Source organism: Arthrobacter sp. UYCo732 (assembly GCF_040547265.1).
GTDB lineage: Bacteria > Actinomycetota > Actinomycetes > Actinomycetales > Micrococcaceae > Arthrobacter.
Genome location: NZ_JBEPPJ010000009.1, coordinates 23,454 through 38,121, shown reverse-complemented (window position 1 = coordinate 38,121; position 14,668 = coordinate 23,454). Strand labels below are relative to the sequence as shown.

General features: G+C 61.7%; 14 protein-coding genes and 1 pseudogene. 8 read left to right on the top strand and 7 right to left on the bottom strand.

Annotation, left to right across the window (positions count from 1 at the left end; all coding sequences use genetic code 11):
* Positions 1-56 precede the first annotated feature (56 nt).
* Positions 57-848 carry a GntR family transcriptional regulator gene (locus ABIB45_RS13020; protein WP_354216279.1) on the bottom strand — a complete coding sequence of 264 codons (792 nt, stop codon included), beginning with the start codon at positions 846-848 and terminating at the stop codon, positions 57-59.
* A 171-nt stretch (positions 849-1,019) separates the two neighbouring features.
* Here ABIB45_RS13020 and ABIB45_RS13015 point away from each other — a divergent pair, with 171 nt between their 5' ends.
* From ABIB45_RS13015 to ABIB45_RS13005, 3 genes are all read left to right on the top strand, one after another.
* Positions 1,020-1,313, top strand: coding sequence for an HPr family phosphocarrier protein (locus tag ABIB45_RS13015; RefSeq protein WP_354216278.1), 294 nt, complete (start codon positions 1,020-1,022; stop codon positions 1,311-1,313).
* A 119-nt stretch (positions 1,314-1,432) separates the two neighbouring features.
* On the top strand, positions 1,433-1,810 hold the full coding sequence (locus tag ABIB45_RS13010; RefSeq protein ID WP_354216277.1) for a DUF4158 domain-containing protein: 378 nt from the start codon (positions 1,433-1,435) through the stop codon (positions 1,808-1,810).
* 55 nt (positions 1,811-1,865) lie between these two features.
* Entirely contained in the window at positions 1,866-4,076 is a 2,211-nt protein-coding gene (locus ABIB45_RS13005; RefSeq protein WP_354216276.1) for a Tn3 family transposase, read from the top strand.
* Positions 4,077-4,556: 480 nt separating this feature from the next.
* Here the strand turns inward: ABIB45_RS13005 and ABIB45_RS13000 are convergent, their stop codons facing one another.
* Entirely contained in the window at positions 4,557-4,790 is a 234-nt protein-coding gene (locus ABIB45_RS13000; protein WP_354216275.1) for a hypothetical protein, read from the bottom strand.
* Complete coding sequence (locus ABIB45_RS12995; protein WP_354216274.1) at positions 4,787-5,320, bottom strand: universal stress protein; 534 nt, start codon at positions 5,318-5,320, stop codon at positions 4,787-4,789. Before ABIB45_RS12995 ends, ABIB45_RS13000 begins: the two co-directional genes overlap by 4 nt.
* A gap of 608 nt (positions 5,321-5,928) precedes the next feature.
* Between ABIB45_RS12995 and ABIB45_RS12990 the strand changes: the two genes are divergently transcribed.
* Positions 5,929-6,285 carry a S1C family serine protease gene (locus tag ABIB45_RS12990; RefSeq protein WP_354216273.1) on the top strand — a complete coding sequence of 119 codons (357 nt, stop codon included), beginning with the start codon at positions 5,929-5,931 and terminating at the stop codon, positions 6,283-6,285.
* 136 nt (positions 6,286-6,421) lie between these two features.
* Here the strand turns inward: ABIB45_RS12990 and ABIB45_RS22630 are convergent, their stop codons facing one another.
* Together ABIB45_RS22630 and ABIB45_RS22625 are read right to left on the bottom strand one after the other, a co-directional pair.
* On the bottom strand, positions 6,422-6,559 hold the full coding sequence (locus ABIB45_RS22630) for a helix-turn-helix domain-containing protein (RefSeq protein ID WP_502909182.1): 138 nt from the start codon (positions 6,557-6,559) through the stop codon (positions 6,422-6,424).
* Between the two features lie 109 nt (positions 6,560-6,668).
* Positions 6,669-7,019 (bottom strand): annotated as a pseudogene (locus ABIB45_RS22625) (recombinase family protein); the annotation flags it as partial.
* 377 nt (positions 7,020-7,396) lie between these two features.
* On the opposite strand from ABIB45_RS22625, the gene ABIB45_RS12980 reads away from it, so the two are divergent.
* Positions 7,397-8,632 (top strand): permease, encoded by a 1,236-nt coding sequence (locus ABIB45_RS12980; RefSeq protein WP_354216272.1) that lies wholly within the window; start codon positions 7,397-7,399, stop codon positions 8,630-8,632.
* Positions 8,633-9,198: 566 nt separating this feature from the next.
* Here the strand turns inward: ABIB45_RS12980 and ABIB45_RS12975 are convergent.
* Together ABIB45_RS12975 and ABIB45_RS12970 are read right to left on the bottom strand one after the other, a co-directional pair.
* Entirely contained in the window at positions 9,199-9,618 is a 420-nt protein-coding gene (locus ABIB45_RS12975) for a PRC-barrel domain-containing protein (RefSeq protein WP_354216271.1), read from the bottom strand.
* A gap of 510 nt (positions 9,619-10,128) precedes the next feature.
* Positions 10,129-10,479: a hypothetical protein gene (locus ABIB45_RS12970; protein WP_354216270.1), complete on the bottom strand. Its 351-nt coding sequence runs from the start codon at positions 10,477-10,479 to the stop codon at positions 10,129-10,131.
* A gap of 1,190 nt (positions 10,480-11,669) precedes the next feature.
* Between ABIB45_RS12970 and ABIB45_RS12965 the strand changes: the two genes are divergently transcribed.
* The 3 genes from ABIB45_RS12965 (at position 11,670) to ABIB45_RS12955 (ending at position 14,453) form a co-directional block, all read left to right on the top strand.
* The gene (locus ABIB45_RS12965) at positions 11,670-12,377 is read left to right on the top strand and encodes a cytochrome b N-terminal domain-containing protein (protein ID WP_354216269.1); all 708 of its coding nucleotides are present in this window, start codon (positions 11,670-11,672) and stop codon (positions 12,375-12,377) included.
* Entirely contained in the window at positions 12,374-13,330 is a 957-nt protein-coding gene (locus ABIB45_RS12960; RefSeq protein ID WP_354216268.1) for a hypothetical protein, read from the top strand. The genes ABIB45_RS12965 and ABIB45_RS12960 overlap by 4 nt, the downstream gene beginning before the upstream one ends.
* Before the next feature lie 310 nt (positions 13,331-13,640).
* On the top strand, positions 13,641-14,453 hold the full coding sequence (locus ABIB45_RS12955) for a slipin family protein (RefSeq protein WP_354216267.1): 813 nt from the start codon (positions 13,641-13,643) through the stop codon (positions 14,451-14,453).
* The last annotated feature ends 215 nt before the right edge of the window (positions 14,454-14,668 follow it).

Genomic DNA, 14,668 nt, shown 5'->3' with positions numbered 1-14,668 from the left:
GTTCAGCTCCAACGGGAAAGGCCCGGTCCAAATGGACCGGGCCTTTCCCGTTGCCGCTATTGGCTGCGGTATCCCGAAGAATGGTTCCGGGCCGTTCGTGCTCCGGGTCGTTGTAGTGGAACCCAAAGCTTGTAGCGGTCCGCCCGGTAGTACGAAACGGAGTAGTCCACCATGGCGCGCGCCACGAATGCGTGCCGTTGAATCTTCAGCAGGGGCGTCCCGACATCGACATTCAGAAGGCGTGCCGTGGAGGGTGAAGCTGCCGTGGCCTCAATCATGTCCTCGCCCCATTCCATCACCAAGCCGAACTGCTCGCTCAACACGTTGTAGAGGGAGGTGGGAGGCTCGCCATCCAGTAGCCCAGGTACGCGCTGGGCGGGGATAAAGTTCTCATCAACGCTCATGGGCTCGCCGTCGGCCAGCAAGAGCCTCCTGAAGCGGACCAGGGGTGTCCCCTCCTCCACCTGCAGTTCACGGGCCAAAAATGCGCTGGCCCCGATTTGCTCAAAGCTAAGGACTTTAGCAGCCGGGACCATCCCACGGCGCTGCATCTCCTCGCTGTAGGACGTGAGTTTGACCTGGAGGTCCAGTTTCGGCTTCCGAACGAAGGTGCCCAGGCCCACCACACGTTCGATGACTTCTTCCCCAACGAGGGCGTCAATAGCCTGGCGGACGGTCATGCGCGCAAGGCCGAACCGGACGGCAAGATCGCGTTCCGACGGTAGACCGGAACCTGGCGGACATGACGCACTGATGTAGGCCCGCAGGATCTCCCGGAGCTGGATGTAGATGGCTACACCACTTGTGCGGTCAATGTCGCCGCGGATTCCCGCGGCATTAGAGGCCACGGAGTGCCATCACTGCTTCGCTCGTCACGTTCCTATCTTAAACCAACCTTCGAGAGGTCTGGACCAGCGGACGAAGGCACCGCTCGTTTAGCGGCGGGGACGGGGGCCAGCTATATTGGATTGAGATTTTTCAGCAGGTGGCGGTGCGGCCGTCGGGATAAAGGAGACGCTTTGCCAGTTCACAAGGCCGTGGTTTCGGCTTCGATCGGATTGCATGCCCGTCCCGCGGCGGAATTCGTTCGGGCGGTGACGGCTACGGGTCTCGCCGTCACCATCCGTTGTGCAGGAATTCAGGGCGTCGACGCCAGATCACTGCTGGAGGTTATGACAGCTGATTTCCCCTTCGGCTGCGAGGTGGAGCTTTCAGTCCTGGAAAGCTCCCTCGAAGGCCCGTCCGGACACGAAAAAGCCGAAGACGCCCTCCTTATGCTTGCTGCGCTTCTTGAGGCGCAGGGGGGCGCCTAGGGGCTCTCAGCGCAGATAAGGAAGGCGCAGCGCCCACGGCGTAGGCCCGGTCCTCCTGAACGTGTCGTGAGCCGCCAAGTATGTAGCGGTGCGGCGCCTGTTTGTGTGATCGTGGTCGAGTGAATCCTGGACTTATTGAGGGCTGGACATTGGTCGGGCGCGATTTGGACCTGCTTGGCCAGAAACCTGGCCCCACACGGCTGGGCTTCGCTCTGTTGCTGAAGTTTTTCGAGATCGAAGCGAGATTCCCGAGTGGACCAGAGGAATTCGATCCCGCGGCGGTGGCCTATGTTTCTGAGCAGGTCGGAGTTCCGGCGGAAGGCCTTGTTTCGTATATGTGGACCGGTCGGACAATCGAGCGTCATCGCTCCGATATCCGATCAGTGTTTGGTTTTCGTGAGTTCACCTCCGCTGATGAGGCCCGGCTGGCGGGCTGGTTGGCGGAGCGGGTTTGTCCGTCGGAAGTTCGTGAGTCTGCGCTTCTTGATGCTTTGTAGTCCCGGTGCCGTCAGGAGCGGATTGAGCCGCCGGGGCGTGCGGGCAGGATAGTTGGTGCTGGCCGGGCCTTGTTTGAGCAGCGCCTTTTGTGCTGATGTCCTCACGGTTTTGGGGCAGGACGGCGCTGTTGGCCTGGAAGCTCTCGTCGCTGACGGTGCAGCGGGTTCTCTGTTGTCGGTGTTGAAGGCTGATCCGGGCCCGGCTGGTTTGGAGTCGTTGCTGGCGGAGGTGGAGAAGCTCTCAGCGGCCCAGGGATTGGACTTGCCGTCGGACTTGTTTGCCGGGGTGTCGGAGAAGGTCGTGAGCGCATGGCGTGCCAGGGCGGCACGGATGTATCCATCGGATTTTCAGGGCGCCACGCGGCCGGTGCGCTTGACGCTCTTGGCGGCGTTGTGTCATCAACGCACCGCGGAGATTGTTGACAGCCTAATGGATCTGTTGCTGGTCCTGGTGTTGAAGATCAATACCAGCGCGGTGAAGAAGGTCGAGAAAGAACTGACCGAGGATCTGCAAAGGGTCCGCGGGAAAACGGCATTGCTGTTCAAACTGGCCGAGACAGCGGTTGCATGCCCGGATGAGACGGTCCGGAAGGCCGTGTTCCCCGTGGTGAGCGAGAAAACCCTGCGGCAGCTGGTCCAGGAAGCAAAAGCCAACGAGAGCGTGTTCCAGGGCAAAGTCCGGACCGTGTTGCGTGGTTCGTACTCGAATCATTACCGGCGGATGCTGCCAGCACTGCTGTCCGTGCTGCGGTTCCGGTGCCACAACACGGCATTCCGTCCCATGATGGATGCCATCGCATTGCTGAAACGGTACGCGGATGCTGGAAGCAAGAACCAGTTCTTTGCCGCCGACGAGCCGGTTCCGGTTATTGGTGTGGTGCCCAAGTCCTGGGAAGGTGCCGTCCGGGATGAGAAGGGAAGGATTGAGCGGATCCCGTACGAGCTCTGTCTGCTCGTGTCGTTACGGGACTCATTGCGCCGTCGCGAGGTCTTCATCGATGGGGCAGGTAAATGGCGGGATCCGGAAGATGACCTGCCCCAGGACTTCGATGCTTCCCGCGAGCTCCACTACGAGGCTTTGCGGAAACCGCTGGACCCGGCCAAGTTCATTTTTGATCTGCAGTCCAGAATGACCCGATCACTGGAGCAGTTGGATAACGGGCTGCTGGCCGATACCACCGGCGGGGTGAAGATCAGCAGACGCCGTGGGGCTCCGTGGATAAAGGTGCCCAAGCTGGAAAAGCTCGAAGAGCCGGCGAATCTGGGCAAGCTCAAGGACGAGGTCCTGTCACGGTGGGGCACGCTGGACTTACTCGAAGTCCTCAAGGAGGCGGACTTCCTGACCGGATTCACCGAGGAATTCGTCTCCGTCGCCTCCCGTGAGGTCCTTGACCGTGAAACCCTGCGTCGGCGGTTGTTGCTCTGTCTTTTCGGGCTCGGTACGAACATGGGCATCAAAGCCGTAACTGATGCCGGCGGCCATGGAGAGAGCGAGCGGGAGCTACGCCATGTGCGCCGGACATTCATTACGAAGGACAATCTGCGTCAGGCCATCGTGAAGGTCGTCAACGCCACGTTCGAGGCCAGGAATCCGGAGTGGTGGGGTGAAGGGAACGCCTGCGCGTCGGATTCGAAGAAGTTCGGTTCCTGGGAATCGAACCTGATGACCGAGTGGCACAACCGCTACGGCGGGCCCGGGGTGATGATCTACTGGCACGTGGAGAAGAAGTCGACGTGCATTTACTCGCAGTTGAAGAACTGCTCCTCGTCCGAGGTTGCGGCGATGATCGAAGGCGTCCTGCGCCTTGACACCGATGCTGAGATTGAAGCGAACTACGTCGACACCCACGGGGCCTCGATCGTGGGGTTCGCGTTCACCGAGCTCCTTGGGTTCAAGCTGCTGCCGAGGTTGAAGAACATCGGCTCGATCCGCCTCTACCGGGCCAGCAACGAGGAGGCCTACGGGGAGATCAACCCGGTGCTGTCCAGACCGATCAACTGGGACATCATTGCCCAGCAATATGACCAGATGGTCAAATACGCCACTGCCCTCAAGCTCGGCACTGCCGAATCGGAGGCAATCCTGCGCCGCTTCACCCGAGGAGGCCCCAAACACCCCACATACGAGGCCCTGGAAGAACTCGGACGTGTCGTGCGGACAATCTTCGCCGCCGGCTACCTCGCCAGCGAAGACCTACGCCGCGAAATCAACTCGGGCCTGCAGGTGGTGGAGAACTGGAACAGCGGCAACGACGTTGTCTTCTAGGGGCGACTTGTGAAAAGGTGAAATATCCGACGCTAGCGCGATATTTCACTAGAAACGATCAGCCGTGGGCCCAGACGACCAGGACGACATCGTGGTCGCGTAAGTACACGTCCTGTTTTCGGACAAAATGGGACGGTGGCAGCCCACCGCCCGCAGCTGGCCCGCGCTGCCCACGCTGCACCTCCGCGCACCTTCATCTGGATCCTCGGGCCCGCGGACGAACCGGAGGTAGGCGCCCGAAGCTCACCCGGACCAGGTCCGCCACGTCCAACAGCTCTACGACGCAGGGGACCACACCGTCCAACGCATCGCCGACCTGCTCCAAGTTCCGCGCTCCACGATCTACGGCCACCTCACCAAATCAAGCATCGGACGTCGGCTCACCGCCGGCGCCCCGGCCCGGCGTAACAGCAGCTCCGGCCAGTACCCCTGCTATGCGGCCCTCACCCCGCTTAGCGTGGCTTTCCCGAGCATTGGTCCTCAAGCCCCATACCCGTAGCCGGCCTCTGCGTAGGGCAGGGGCCGCTGCTCGAACACCCCGTTTAAGTAGGAGCCAGGCAAGCCGTGCGGCTCACCCTCGTCCAGGATGGCCCGCCAGCCAATATGCCCGTTGGAGAGCGCGAACACTGATTCCGTCTGGGCCAACAGCCCAAGATCCTGACCTGTTTCCCGAAGACACGACGGTTCGGTCACAAAGTCCGGATGTCCGATCATGACCGGAGGCCTTCACGTCCGGGATCGGGGACGATGACGACCGGGCAGCGGGCGTGGGCCACCACATGCTGACTCACCGAACCAAGCAGAACCCCGGCGAAACCGCCATGGCCACGGGAACCTACCACCAGCATGGCCGCGTCCTGGCCTGTACGAATGAGCGCTTCTGCGGGGTGCCCCTCGACGGCCTCGCACCTGATCTTCACCCCATGTCGTCCCGCGGCGTCTTCCCCGATCCTGGTTATCTCGGCGGTCGCTTCATCAGCCAATTGTTTCGCCGTTTCGCCGGAGGGACCGATCCGCGGGGTCCATGCGTTCTGGGCCGGGTAAAATTCGGGAGGTTGCCAGGCAAAGACCGCAAGGGTTGTGACGCCGCGTAGCTTCGCCTCCGCGAGTCCCCACTCCAAGGCCGCCAGCGATCCCGGAGAACCGTCCACCCCCACGACAATCCCTCCGTCGCCGCGGGAGGCACCTGGAACCCGGACGGGTTCGGATGCGCTCGGATCAACCGTTGCTCCGTTTTCACTCATGGTCCCGTTCCTTCCAAACGTCCTTCTCCCAGGTGTGCATTCCGTGGTTCGTTACCGGTGGAACATGACCCAAGATAGGGGCATCGCTGATGTCGGCGTCATTGGTGGCGGTCAACGCGTGGACATGAACATCCGTGTTGGTCCACATCTCGCAAGCTCCTTTCACTGGAAAGTGACGCACGAGGTAATCGAAGATCCCGCAGGTCCGGGGCGCTGGTTTCATTATGCTCTTCCACCCACCACTCAAGAACATGATTTAAAACTGCCTTGCCGGCGCAGCGTTGGGCCCGGCTGACGCGTGCCGCAAGGGGCTGGGCGGTCCGATCTGCCGATCGGATCCCGGGTGGCCCTCCAGAATCCGATCACCTGCTAAACCGCCCGCGGGCATCCACGGCGGCTCCGCGGTCGAAGCATCGGGACCCGGGGGCTTTCGACCCGTTTGGTCGGTGGCCGTCCTGCAATCCGGATCCTCGTGGGAACCGCAGAACGGTTCCCTGACTCGTCCGCGCTCGACGAAGGGCGCGTCTCGCTCAGTTACGCGGAGCTGCTCCGTGAAGTGAAGCGGTACGGCCGGCGCCACCGCAGTCACAGAGGCCGATGACGAATTGTTGAAGAGCGGCACGGTCAAGCACGCGGTCCTCGGCGTTGTGCCGACCGACATTTCCCCGCAGGTCGCCCAGCAGTTTAGCCTTTCCACGGCGAAGGGCGCCCTCGTCCTGGATGCGCAGCCGGGAGGCCCGGCCAAGAAGGCCGGCATCCAGCCCGGGGACATCATCACCAAATTCGCCGGAACCCCGATCAACAACGCCCTGGAACTGACCGCGGCTCTCCGCCAGAAAGAACCGGGCCAGAAGGTCGATGTCGTTGTCCTGCCTGGCCAGGACAACAAAACCTTCAACGTCACCCCGGGGCAGCACCGGCAAATAGCCGCGACGCACCCGGGCCGGTTCCGGGAAGCAGGTTGACTGCCCGGCATCACCAGGGGTCTTTCGTGTCATTTTCAATACTCGGCTGCACTGGTTGAGTTGATTTTCCGGGGGTTGTGCAGGCGAGTGGTGAGCGGTGAGTTGTCCGTGCTCGTCTGCACAGAGGGTCATTTGCTCAGTACACGCCTGCACGATTCGACGGCGGCGTTCTATTGGGGCCCGGTTGAAGGTATTGGTAGACGGTTTGGCGGCTGACCCCGAATTCCCGGGCGAGTGCGGCTTTCGCCTCGCCGGCGGCGGCACGCCGTACCAGGTCGGCCGCCTGCCCGGGGGTTCAGCGCCTTGCCTCTGCCTTTGTAGATGCCGGCCTTTTTGGCCAGGGTGATTCCTTCGCGTTGGCGTTCCCTGATGAGGGCCCGTTCGAACTCGGCGAACGCCCCCATCACGGAAAGCAGGAATGTCGCCATCGCGGTGTCGTCTCCGGTGAAGGTCAGGTTCTCCTTCACGAACCGGACCTGCACCTTCTTCTCGGTCAGCCGGCGGACGATGGCGCGCAGGTCCTCGAGGTTCCGGGCCAGGCGGTCCATTGAGTGCACCAGGACGGTGTCGCCGTCGCGGGCGAAATCGATCAACGCATCCAGCTGCTGGCGGTTTTGGTCCTTCCCCGACGCCTGGTCCATGAAAACCCGGTCGAGATGCTCGCCGTCGAGTTGGCGGATCGTGTTCTTGTCCAGCGAGCTGACCCGTACATAGCCGAAAGTCTGGCCAGTCATTGTTCCCCACCCCATAGTGGCAGGGCAACGCTAAGAGCCCGCCACCCAAGTGTCAAGAAATGTCGATCTCGACCCCAGCCTGCCACGTATCCATTGGCATCGGTTCACACCGGTTTTACGTCTGTTTGGGGTACACCTCAACTGGGCATATCACCTGCGCATGTAAGGATCGTGCAGACGACTTCTGAAATTTGTGCAGTCTGGTCCGGAAATGACAAAACGGGTGCAAAGCCAGCACTCTCTCGTCGCCGGCGTCAGCCAAACCCCAAAAATTTAGAAAGCCACATGACTGACCTTTCAAAACGTGCGTAACTAGGAATACCCCCCAATTGGGTAGTCGCACAGCTTAAAGAGCAAAGGATGAATGCATGATCATCTTGGAAGCAATCGGCGATGTTCTTGCCATCGCGGGCTCGATGGCATGGCAGATCCTCTGGCCCCTGGTGCTCGGATTCACCCTGTCGGGTGTGATCCAGGCGGTTGTGCGCAAGGAGCGAATCATTGCTCTCATGCGTGATGACTCCCCTCGCTCCCTTTCGATTTCGGCTGTTCTCGGCGCTGCGTCTTCGTCGTGCTCCTACGCAGCTGTCGCCCTGGCGCGGGCCTTGATTCGCAAGGGTGCCAACTTCACGGCCGCGATGGCGTTCGAGATCGCATCGACGAATCTGGTGCTCGAGCTCGGGCTCATTCTGGCGTTCGTGATGGGCTGGCAGTTCACTCTGGCGGAATTCGTCGGCGGCCCGTTCATCATCGTATTCGTCGCCCTCGGGTTCCGGATGTGGATGCGGAGCAAGATTGTGGATGCCGCCCGGGAGCAAGCCGACAAAGGTCTGGCCGGCTCGATGGAGGGTCACGCAGCGATGGACATGTCCGTCGCGGCGGAAGGCAGCTTCTGGAAGAGGCTGTTCTCCCGCGCCGGCATCACCTCGGTATCTCAGTACTTCGTGATGGATTGGGCGGCCGTGCTCCGCGACATCCTGATCGGGTTGCTCATCGCGGGAGCGTTCGCCGCATGGGTTCCGAAACCCTGGCTGCAAGCGATCTTCTTCGTCCATGACCCGGTCCTGGCGTTCATCCTCGGACCACTGATCGGACCGCTCATCGCGGTCATCAGCTTTGTCTGCTCGGTCGGAAACGTACCCCTCGCCGCAGTCCTGTGGAATGGCGGCATCAGCTTCGGCGGAGTGATCAGCTTCATTTTCGCCGACCTGATCATCATCCCGATCATCCTCATCTACCGGAAGTATTACGGCACGAGGGCGGCACTGCGCATCACCGCGATCTTCTACGCGGCGATGGTGCTCGCCGGTTATGTCGTCGAGCTGACCTTCACCCCCCTGCACCTGGTCCCGACCAACCGGCACCTCTCGATCATCGAGGCCGGTATCAGCTGGAACTACACGACCTGGCTCAATATCGCCTTCATCCTCCTTGGGCTGGTCCTGCTCGTGGTGTTCTTCCGTAGCGGCTCCGGCAGCATGCTCAAAATGATGGGCGGCTCACCCACTGCCGGACGGGATCACCCCAGCCACGATCACTCCAGCCACGATCACTCCGGCCACGAAGATCACGCCCATCGACACCCCGACTCATCGGACAACCCTCAGGCATGACAAGGATCACGGCTACCCGTAGCCGGCGTCCCGCAAGCCGCTCCCCTACAGACACGGAGGGCTGTGCAGAGGAGTAGTGAAATTTGTGCAGACGACTTCTGAAAGTGACATTTCGGTTCGGGGGCGCCGTGTCCCGATCTGCACGTTCCGGGTGACGTTTTCGCCCATTCCTACAGTGTTCGTACCGCCCGTTGATGTGCGTTTCAAAGTGAAAGCTCACAGTCTTCTCTACCTCCTTATCCTGCGTGGTTGGGCCACCAACGTCGCCAGCGTCCGGGAGATCGGCTTGTAGATCCAGAGCCAGCATCGATCACGGCTTTATTGCGACGCCATCGATAATTCCGTGGAGCGATGCAGGAGCAATCAACCGATCGACGGAATGCAGTTCATGCATCTCCACCCGGGGAGCTTTCCTCTCGGCACTGGCTACGTCCCGTGGAGTGGTGTAGTTCCCGGCCTCTTAGTAGGAGCCATCGTGCGATGCTCAGTGAGTACCTGCTGCCCGGACACCGGGCCCGGGGTCCCGACAGGTCCGGTCCCGGGGCCGGACGGTCCGAGACCCCCGGTCAGTGCGAGAAAGGGTAGCCGGGATAGAGATACCCGGCGCTCCAATACGGCGCGTAGTTGTAATGGCCGAAGACCGCTTCCTGATAGGCCCGGGTGCTGCTGAGCTCCGGGGCATATTCCGGAGCCCCTGCTATGTGTTCGCGCGTCCGGTCAACGGTGACCTCATCGACGCTGATGCCGGTGACGGCATCGACCGGGATGAAAGCATGGTCCTTACCAATGCCGAGGAACCCGCCTGAGGCGACGATCAGAAACCGCACCTTGTCATTGACCGGGTCGATGAGAAGGTCCTCGATGCTGCCGATATCCTCGCCGTCGCGGGATTTCACCGAGTATCCGCGGACATCTTCCTGCCCCAGGGCGACGGTTCTGTCGGTGTCGCTGAGTTTCACCAGTTGATGGGTTTCATCTGCAGTCATCGCAACGCACTCCAATATTCGGCTGGTTCCACACTCGGCCCGTGTTCCCTCATGCTAAGAAACCGACCCGGTCAAGGCAATAGGCAGGCGGCCGTGGTGCAACTAAACGGGTCTGCCGCGCCTGAATGTCCGCAGACCGGGGCCTTGGCGGTGCGTAAGCGGATCCAAGCAGTGCGCCATTTGTCCCAGCCCGGCTGGCCCTCGAGGTCGCAGAGCTCATACCTCCCGTGGTGAGGGTCTTGCGAAAGGACATGGAAGATCCAGATCATGATCAACCTGAACCTCTCCCGGTGCCCGAAGCCGGATCTCCACCATTCCGCTGATTCTTTGTCTCCGGTCTGCTCACGGCTCCGCCCTCGTTCTCCCACCGTCCGACCTGTTTCCGCTGCGCCGCGCGGTCTTGCTTTCCCCGGGCCAGCCTGGATATCCATCATTGGATTCGATGCTGGTCGCGTCCCGGTTGACGCAAGGGCGCGTCGTCCTGATTCCTGGTGCCCATTGTTCACCGGCCTAGCCGGGTTCGATCCGGCCCATCGGGGTGCCGCCTTTGCGGTGGTCACGTCGCCCAAAGGTGGTATCTAGCACGCTCACCATCTTTCGGAGCGCCCCGTTCAACGCATCGTTGGCCGAGGAAGCATTGTTGGTGACGACTTCCGGATTCAGGCCCTCCGGCCGGGCCTCGAGCAGACAGCGGATGTCATCGCCGGTGCTCCGTCCGGCGCTCTCATCGCTCAAGTGAACTTCCACGCCCGTCAGGTACGAATCGAATCGTCCGAGCGTGGCTTCCACCGTCGAGGACATCTCGATACTGGACGTCTCGGAGAGAGCAACATTGTGGTCTGAGTTGATAATGACGTGCATGGGCGCCTCCAAGGCCTCTCCGGGCCACTGTTCCGTTCCAAGATGTTGCGGCGGTTCACCGGGACAGTTCGCGGCTCCACGGGTCATGCTACGCCGGCAACCTGCCCGCGAGAAGGTTCCGGGGCTAACCCTTCCACGCCGGGAGAGTCTGCGGGTCCGCTCTCCCAGCCTGCGCGGCCGCAGCAAGCTTTTGTGCCCCACGGGAAGGGATCTGGATCAGTCATGCAGCAGGGCCCTCAGGGGTGTAGGGGTGCCGTCGCGGAGCATGGCCCAAAGGACGTTGAGTCGTCCCTTCGCTGCTTTTGCGGTCGGTCTGGTCCCGTGCGGCGGGGCGGCCATTCAGGGCTGGGAGCCCGGAGAGATAGGAGACCCGCAGCAGCCTGCGGTCGTAGCTGCCGCGTCCGCGACAGTGGCGGCTGCCGGTGATCCTCCCGGAGTACTGGGGGGCCGAGTCCCGGCGACGGGCCTACTCCGAGCGGAAACGCAGCGAAGACAAACGCCACACGATCAGGCACTGGTGGCACTGCCCCGAAGACGCTGCGACACCCCTACGCCATGTTCCGGGACCACCTGCCATACCCACAGCGCCGCATGACCTGAATATCATTCGCCCTCGGGCGTGCTCGGGCGGGCAAGCCCGGCCGGCGGCGGTCAGCTGCGGCTGTCCGCCGGGCCTGCAGGGTTCGGGTGGGGCAGCTTGTGAAAAAGTGGCGTCTGCCGCCGCGTGGAGGGATTTCCACGTAGATGATGACTCCGGAGGCGGTTGGTAAGTTCCGGTGTTTGCGGGGCCACCCCGGCTGGGTTCCTCAAGCCAGCGACGATTCAGTCCTCGGAGATCGGGGCGGCATTCGGGTCTTCAGCGTCGCCGGCGTCGTTGCCAGTGCCACGTCCCTCCCGGGTGTGGCTGCGGAACCTGAAAAGTGGGCAGCGTGACGGCGGTAACGGTTGATGCACGGCGCTGTACTCTGAGTTTTGAAGGTGGTTCCTGAGGTATCCCGATATGCCCTTCCTGGGCAGGAGGCCGTTATGCGCGGATCGTTTGTGGTGGAGACTGGAATATCGGATCCCGGAATTTATCTTGGATGGGGTAATTTCCTGATTCAGTTCGGGAACCTGATTGTCATCGTTCTGATGATCGTGTTGTTTGTGGTTGCGTTGTTCCTCCCGTTTCCTCGCGGCAAAGGCCGGAAATGACCGCCGACGGCAATTCCGCTGCCGATGCGGTGGAAGAAGAGCCCCGGTTCTCGACCTGGACGGGTAAAACGCGCGGCTGGATGCTGCGCCGGCTTCCCCCGGAGAAACTGCTGCCGGAGGACCAGCCCAGCTACGTCGCGTCGTGGATCTATGTGTTCGGCATGGGCGCCATCGCCGCGCTGGTCTACATCATTATCTCCGGCTGCATCCTGGCGTTGAACGGTCCAGCCTGGTACCACGTCTCCGGGCTGGGCCATTTCATCAACAGCACCCACTTGTGGAGCGTGGAGCTGTTCTTCATGTTCATGGTGATCCACCTCTGGGGCAAGTACTGGATGGCGGCCTGGCGGGGTGGCCGTGTCCTGACCTGGATCACGGGGATGATCGCGTTCGTCGTTTCCATTGTCACTGCGTTCACCGGATACCTGCTCCAAACCAACTTCGACTCGCAGTGGATCGCCTTCCAGGCCAAGGACGCCCTCAACGCCGTCGGGGTCGGGGCCTGGTTCAACGTCGCCAACCTGGGCCAGATCCTGATGTGGCACATCACCCTTCTACCCCTGGCGGTGGCCGGCGTCGTCGCCCTGCACGTGCTGCTGGTTCGGATGCACGGGGTAGTACCTCCGCTGGAGGCAGCGGCAACCGACGCGCAGCTCCAGGAGGACCTTCCCGGGAGCGCCGCCGGGGAAGGTGAGGACCAATGAGTAAGAAACCAGCCCCGATGTCCTGGCGCAAGCGGGACGATATCGCCAGCAGGCCATGGCGAGGCAGGGCACGCGAGTACGACCTGTTCAAGGAACTTACGGTCGGCGTCATTGTCGTCGGTCTGCTCGTGCTCGGACTCTCTGCGGTCTTCAGCTCTCCGGATGATCCCAGTGTCACCCTCAAATCGTGGGCGACAGCGGCGCCGTCGGATTTCGTCGCGACCGCGACCGCGGAACTAGGAGGCACCAGTAAAACCGCCGGGTACGGCCCTCCGTACAATTCAACACCGGATGCATCGCAAAAGCTCGGTCCGATCGATCTGCAGACGTTCTCCGGCGTCCGGATTCCTATCGATACCGCCAACGATTTCGTCATCGCCCCGCTGAAGTCACTGCCCTCACCGCCCAGCGCGGTGTCCGACTGGACCGCCGGAACAGACCAGCAGCACACGGACTGGGCCGCAGCCTACACCGATGCCCTCTCGAAAGCTCCCGATAACGACCCTGCGAAGGTTGCCAGCGGCGACTACGGCCCCGTCCCCGCGCTCACGGGAGCTCTGCTCACCATGGCCCAGCAAGGAGCCCTGGACGGGGTGCTCCAGGCCAAAGGCTCCTTCTATAGCACCGATTACACCCCCAGCGTCTTGTTCCTCGGAGACGGAACCTATTTCCCAGGGCTGGCCGACACCGCTCACCTGACCGGGGACCAGTGGGGCATGATGAACGAGACCGGTAACTATCCAGGCCAATCCTGGCTCTGGCTATTCTCCTTCCTGTATCAGGTGGAGCCGATTAAATCCTCCCCCAACGCCGACATACTCGTCGTCTCCATCATGGTCCTGCTGACTCTTCTGCTGACCCTTGTCCCCTTCATCCCGGGGCTCAGGTCACTGCCCCGCCGCGTCCCGATACACCGACTGATCTGGAAGGACTACTACCGACGGGTGCGATAAACCGACGCAGGCCCCACTGGTGTTCGCCGGTACCGGCGCTCCGCGGCTATTGGGCCGTCCCCCGCTTGGGCGCCGGGCGCGCTTAGTACAGGGTTTCATAAGGACCAGGCACTGCTCCTGGCCCCTTCGGTTCCCCTTTCCCGGGACAGAACTGGTAGGGACATCATCACCATTCGCCGGAACCCTGATAGGTGCGTCTCGTCGGCGAGGCGCTTTTTGCGCGTCTTGGTGGGACCATTGAGGAGGGGCGCCTGTCACGGAGCCGGCCCGGCGCCGGCACGTCCTGCTCAAAGCCAGGGAGGGGATCCTGATGGACCCCACCATTGTCATTGTCATCATCCTTGTAGTACTGCTGCTCATCGTGGCGAAAATGTCGATCCGGATCGTGCGTCAATACGAGAAGGGCGTCCTTTTCCGTCTCGGCAGAGTCATGGGAGTCAGGGATCCGGGTTTGCGGCTGATCATCCCGGTTATTGACCGGTTGCCGCTGGTGAGCTTGCGGATCGTGACCATGCCGATTCAGTCTCAGGGCATTATTACCCAGGACAACGTGAGTGTCGACGTCTCTGCGGTGGCATATTACCGGGTCGTGGACGCTGTGAAGTCTGTGGTCGCGATCGAAAACGTGGCCTCGGCCATCGACCAGATCGCCCAGACGACGCTGCGGAAAGTCGTCGGCCGCCATACGCTGGACCAAACCTTGTCCGAGACCGAACGGATCAATATTGACATCCGTGAAATCCTCGACGTTTTGACCATCGATTGGGGCGTCGAAGTGACTTTGGTGGAGCTGAAGGACATCCAGCTACCCGATAGCATGAAGCGTGCCATGGCCCGCCAGGCTGAGGCCGAACGTGAGAAGAGGGCGAAGATCATCGCCGCTGAAGGCGAAGCCATCGCCGCGACAGCCCTTGGAGACGCTTCCGATACCATGATGGCCCACCCGCTGGCCTTGCAGCTCAGGAACCTGCAGTCCTTGGTTGAAATCGGCGTGGATAAGAACACCACCGTTGTCTTCCCGGCTCCGCTGATGAGCACTATTGGTGAACTCTCCGCGTTCCTGGCCCGTGAAAATGTGGCCGCAGCATCCTCCAACGGCAAGACACCCATCAAAGCGGCATAAGCCCTAACTGGATGGACACCACTGTTGGTCGTTGCCGAAAAGGCGAGCACAACGCAACACCTTGGACGGCCTGCGCCGCGTTCTGGCCGGAAGAACTAGCGGACTCGAATCGGTAGCCCTCGGAATTCAATCGAACACGCCCAGCGTCCGCGACCAGGAGCCAGACCTGCCTGAATAACGATGCAGCGGTCGGGCCGTGCGTCCGGACCGGATGT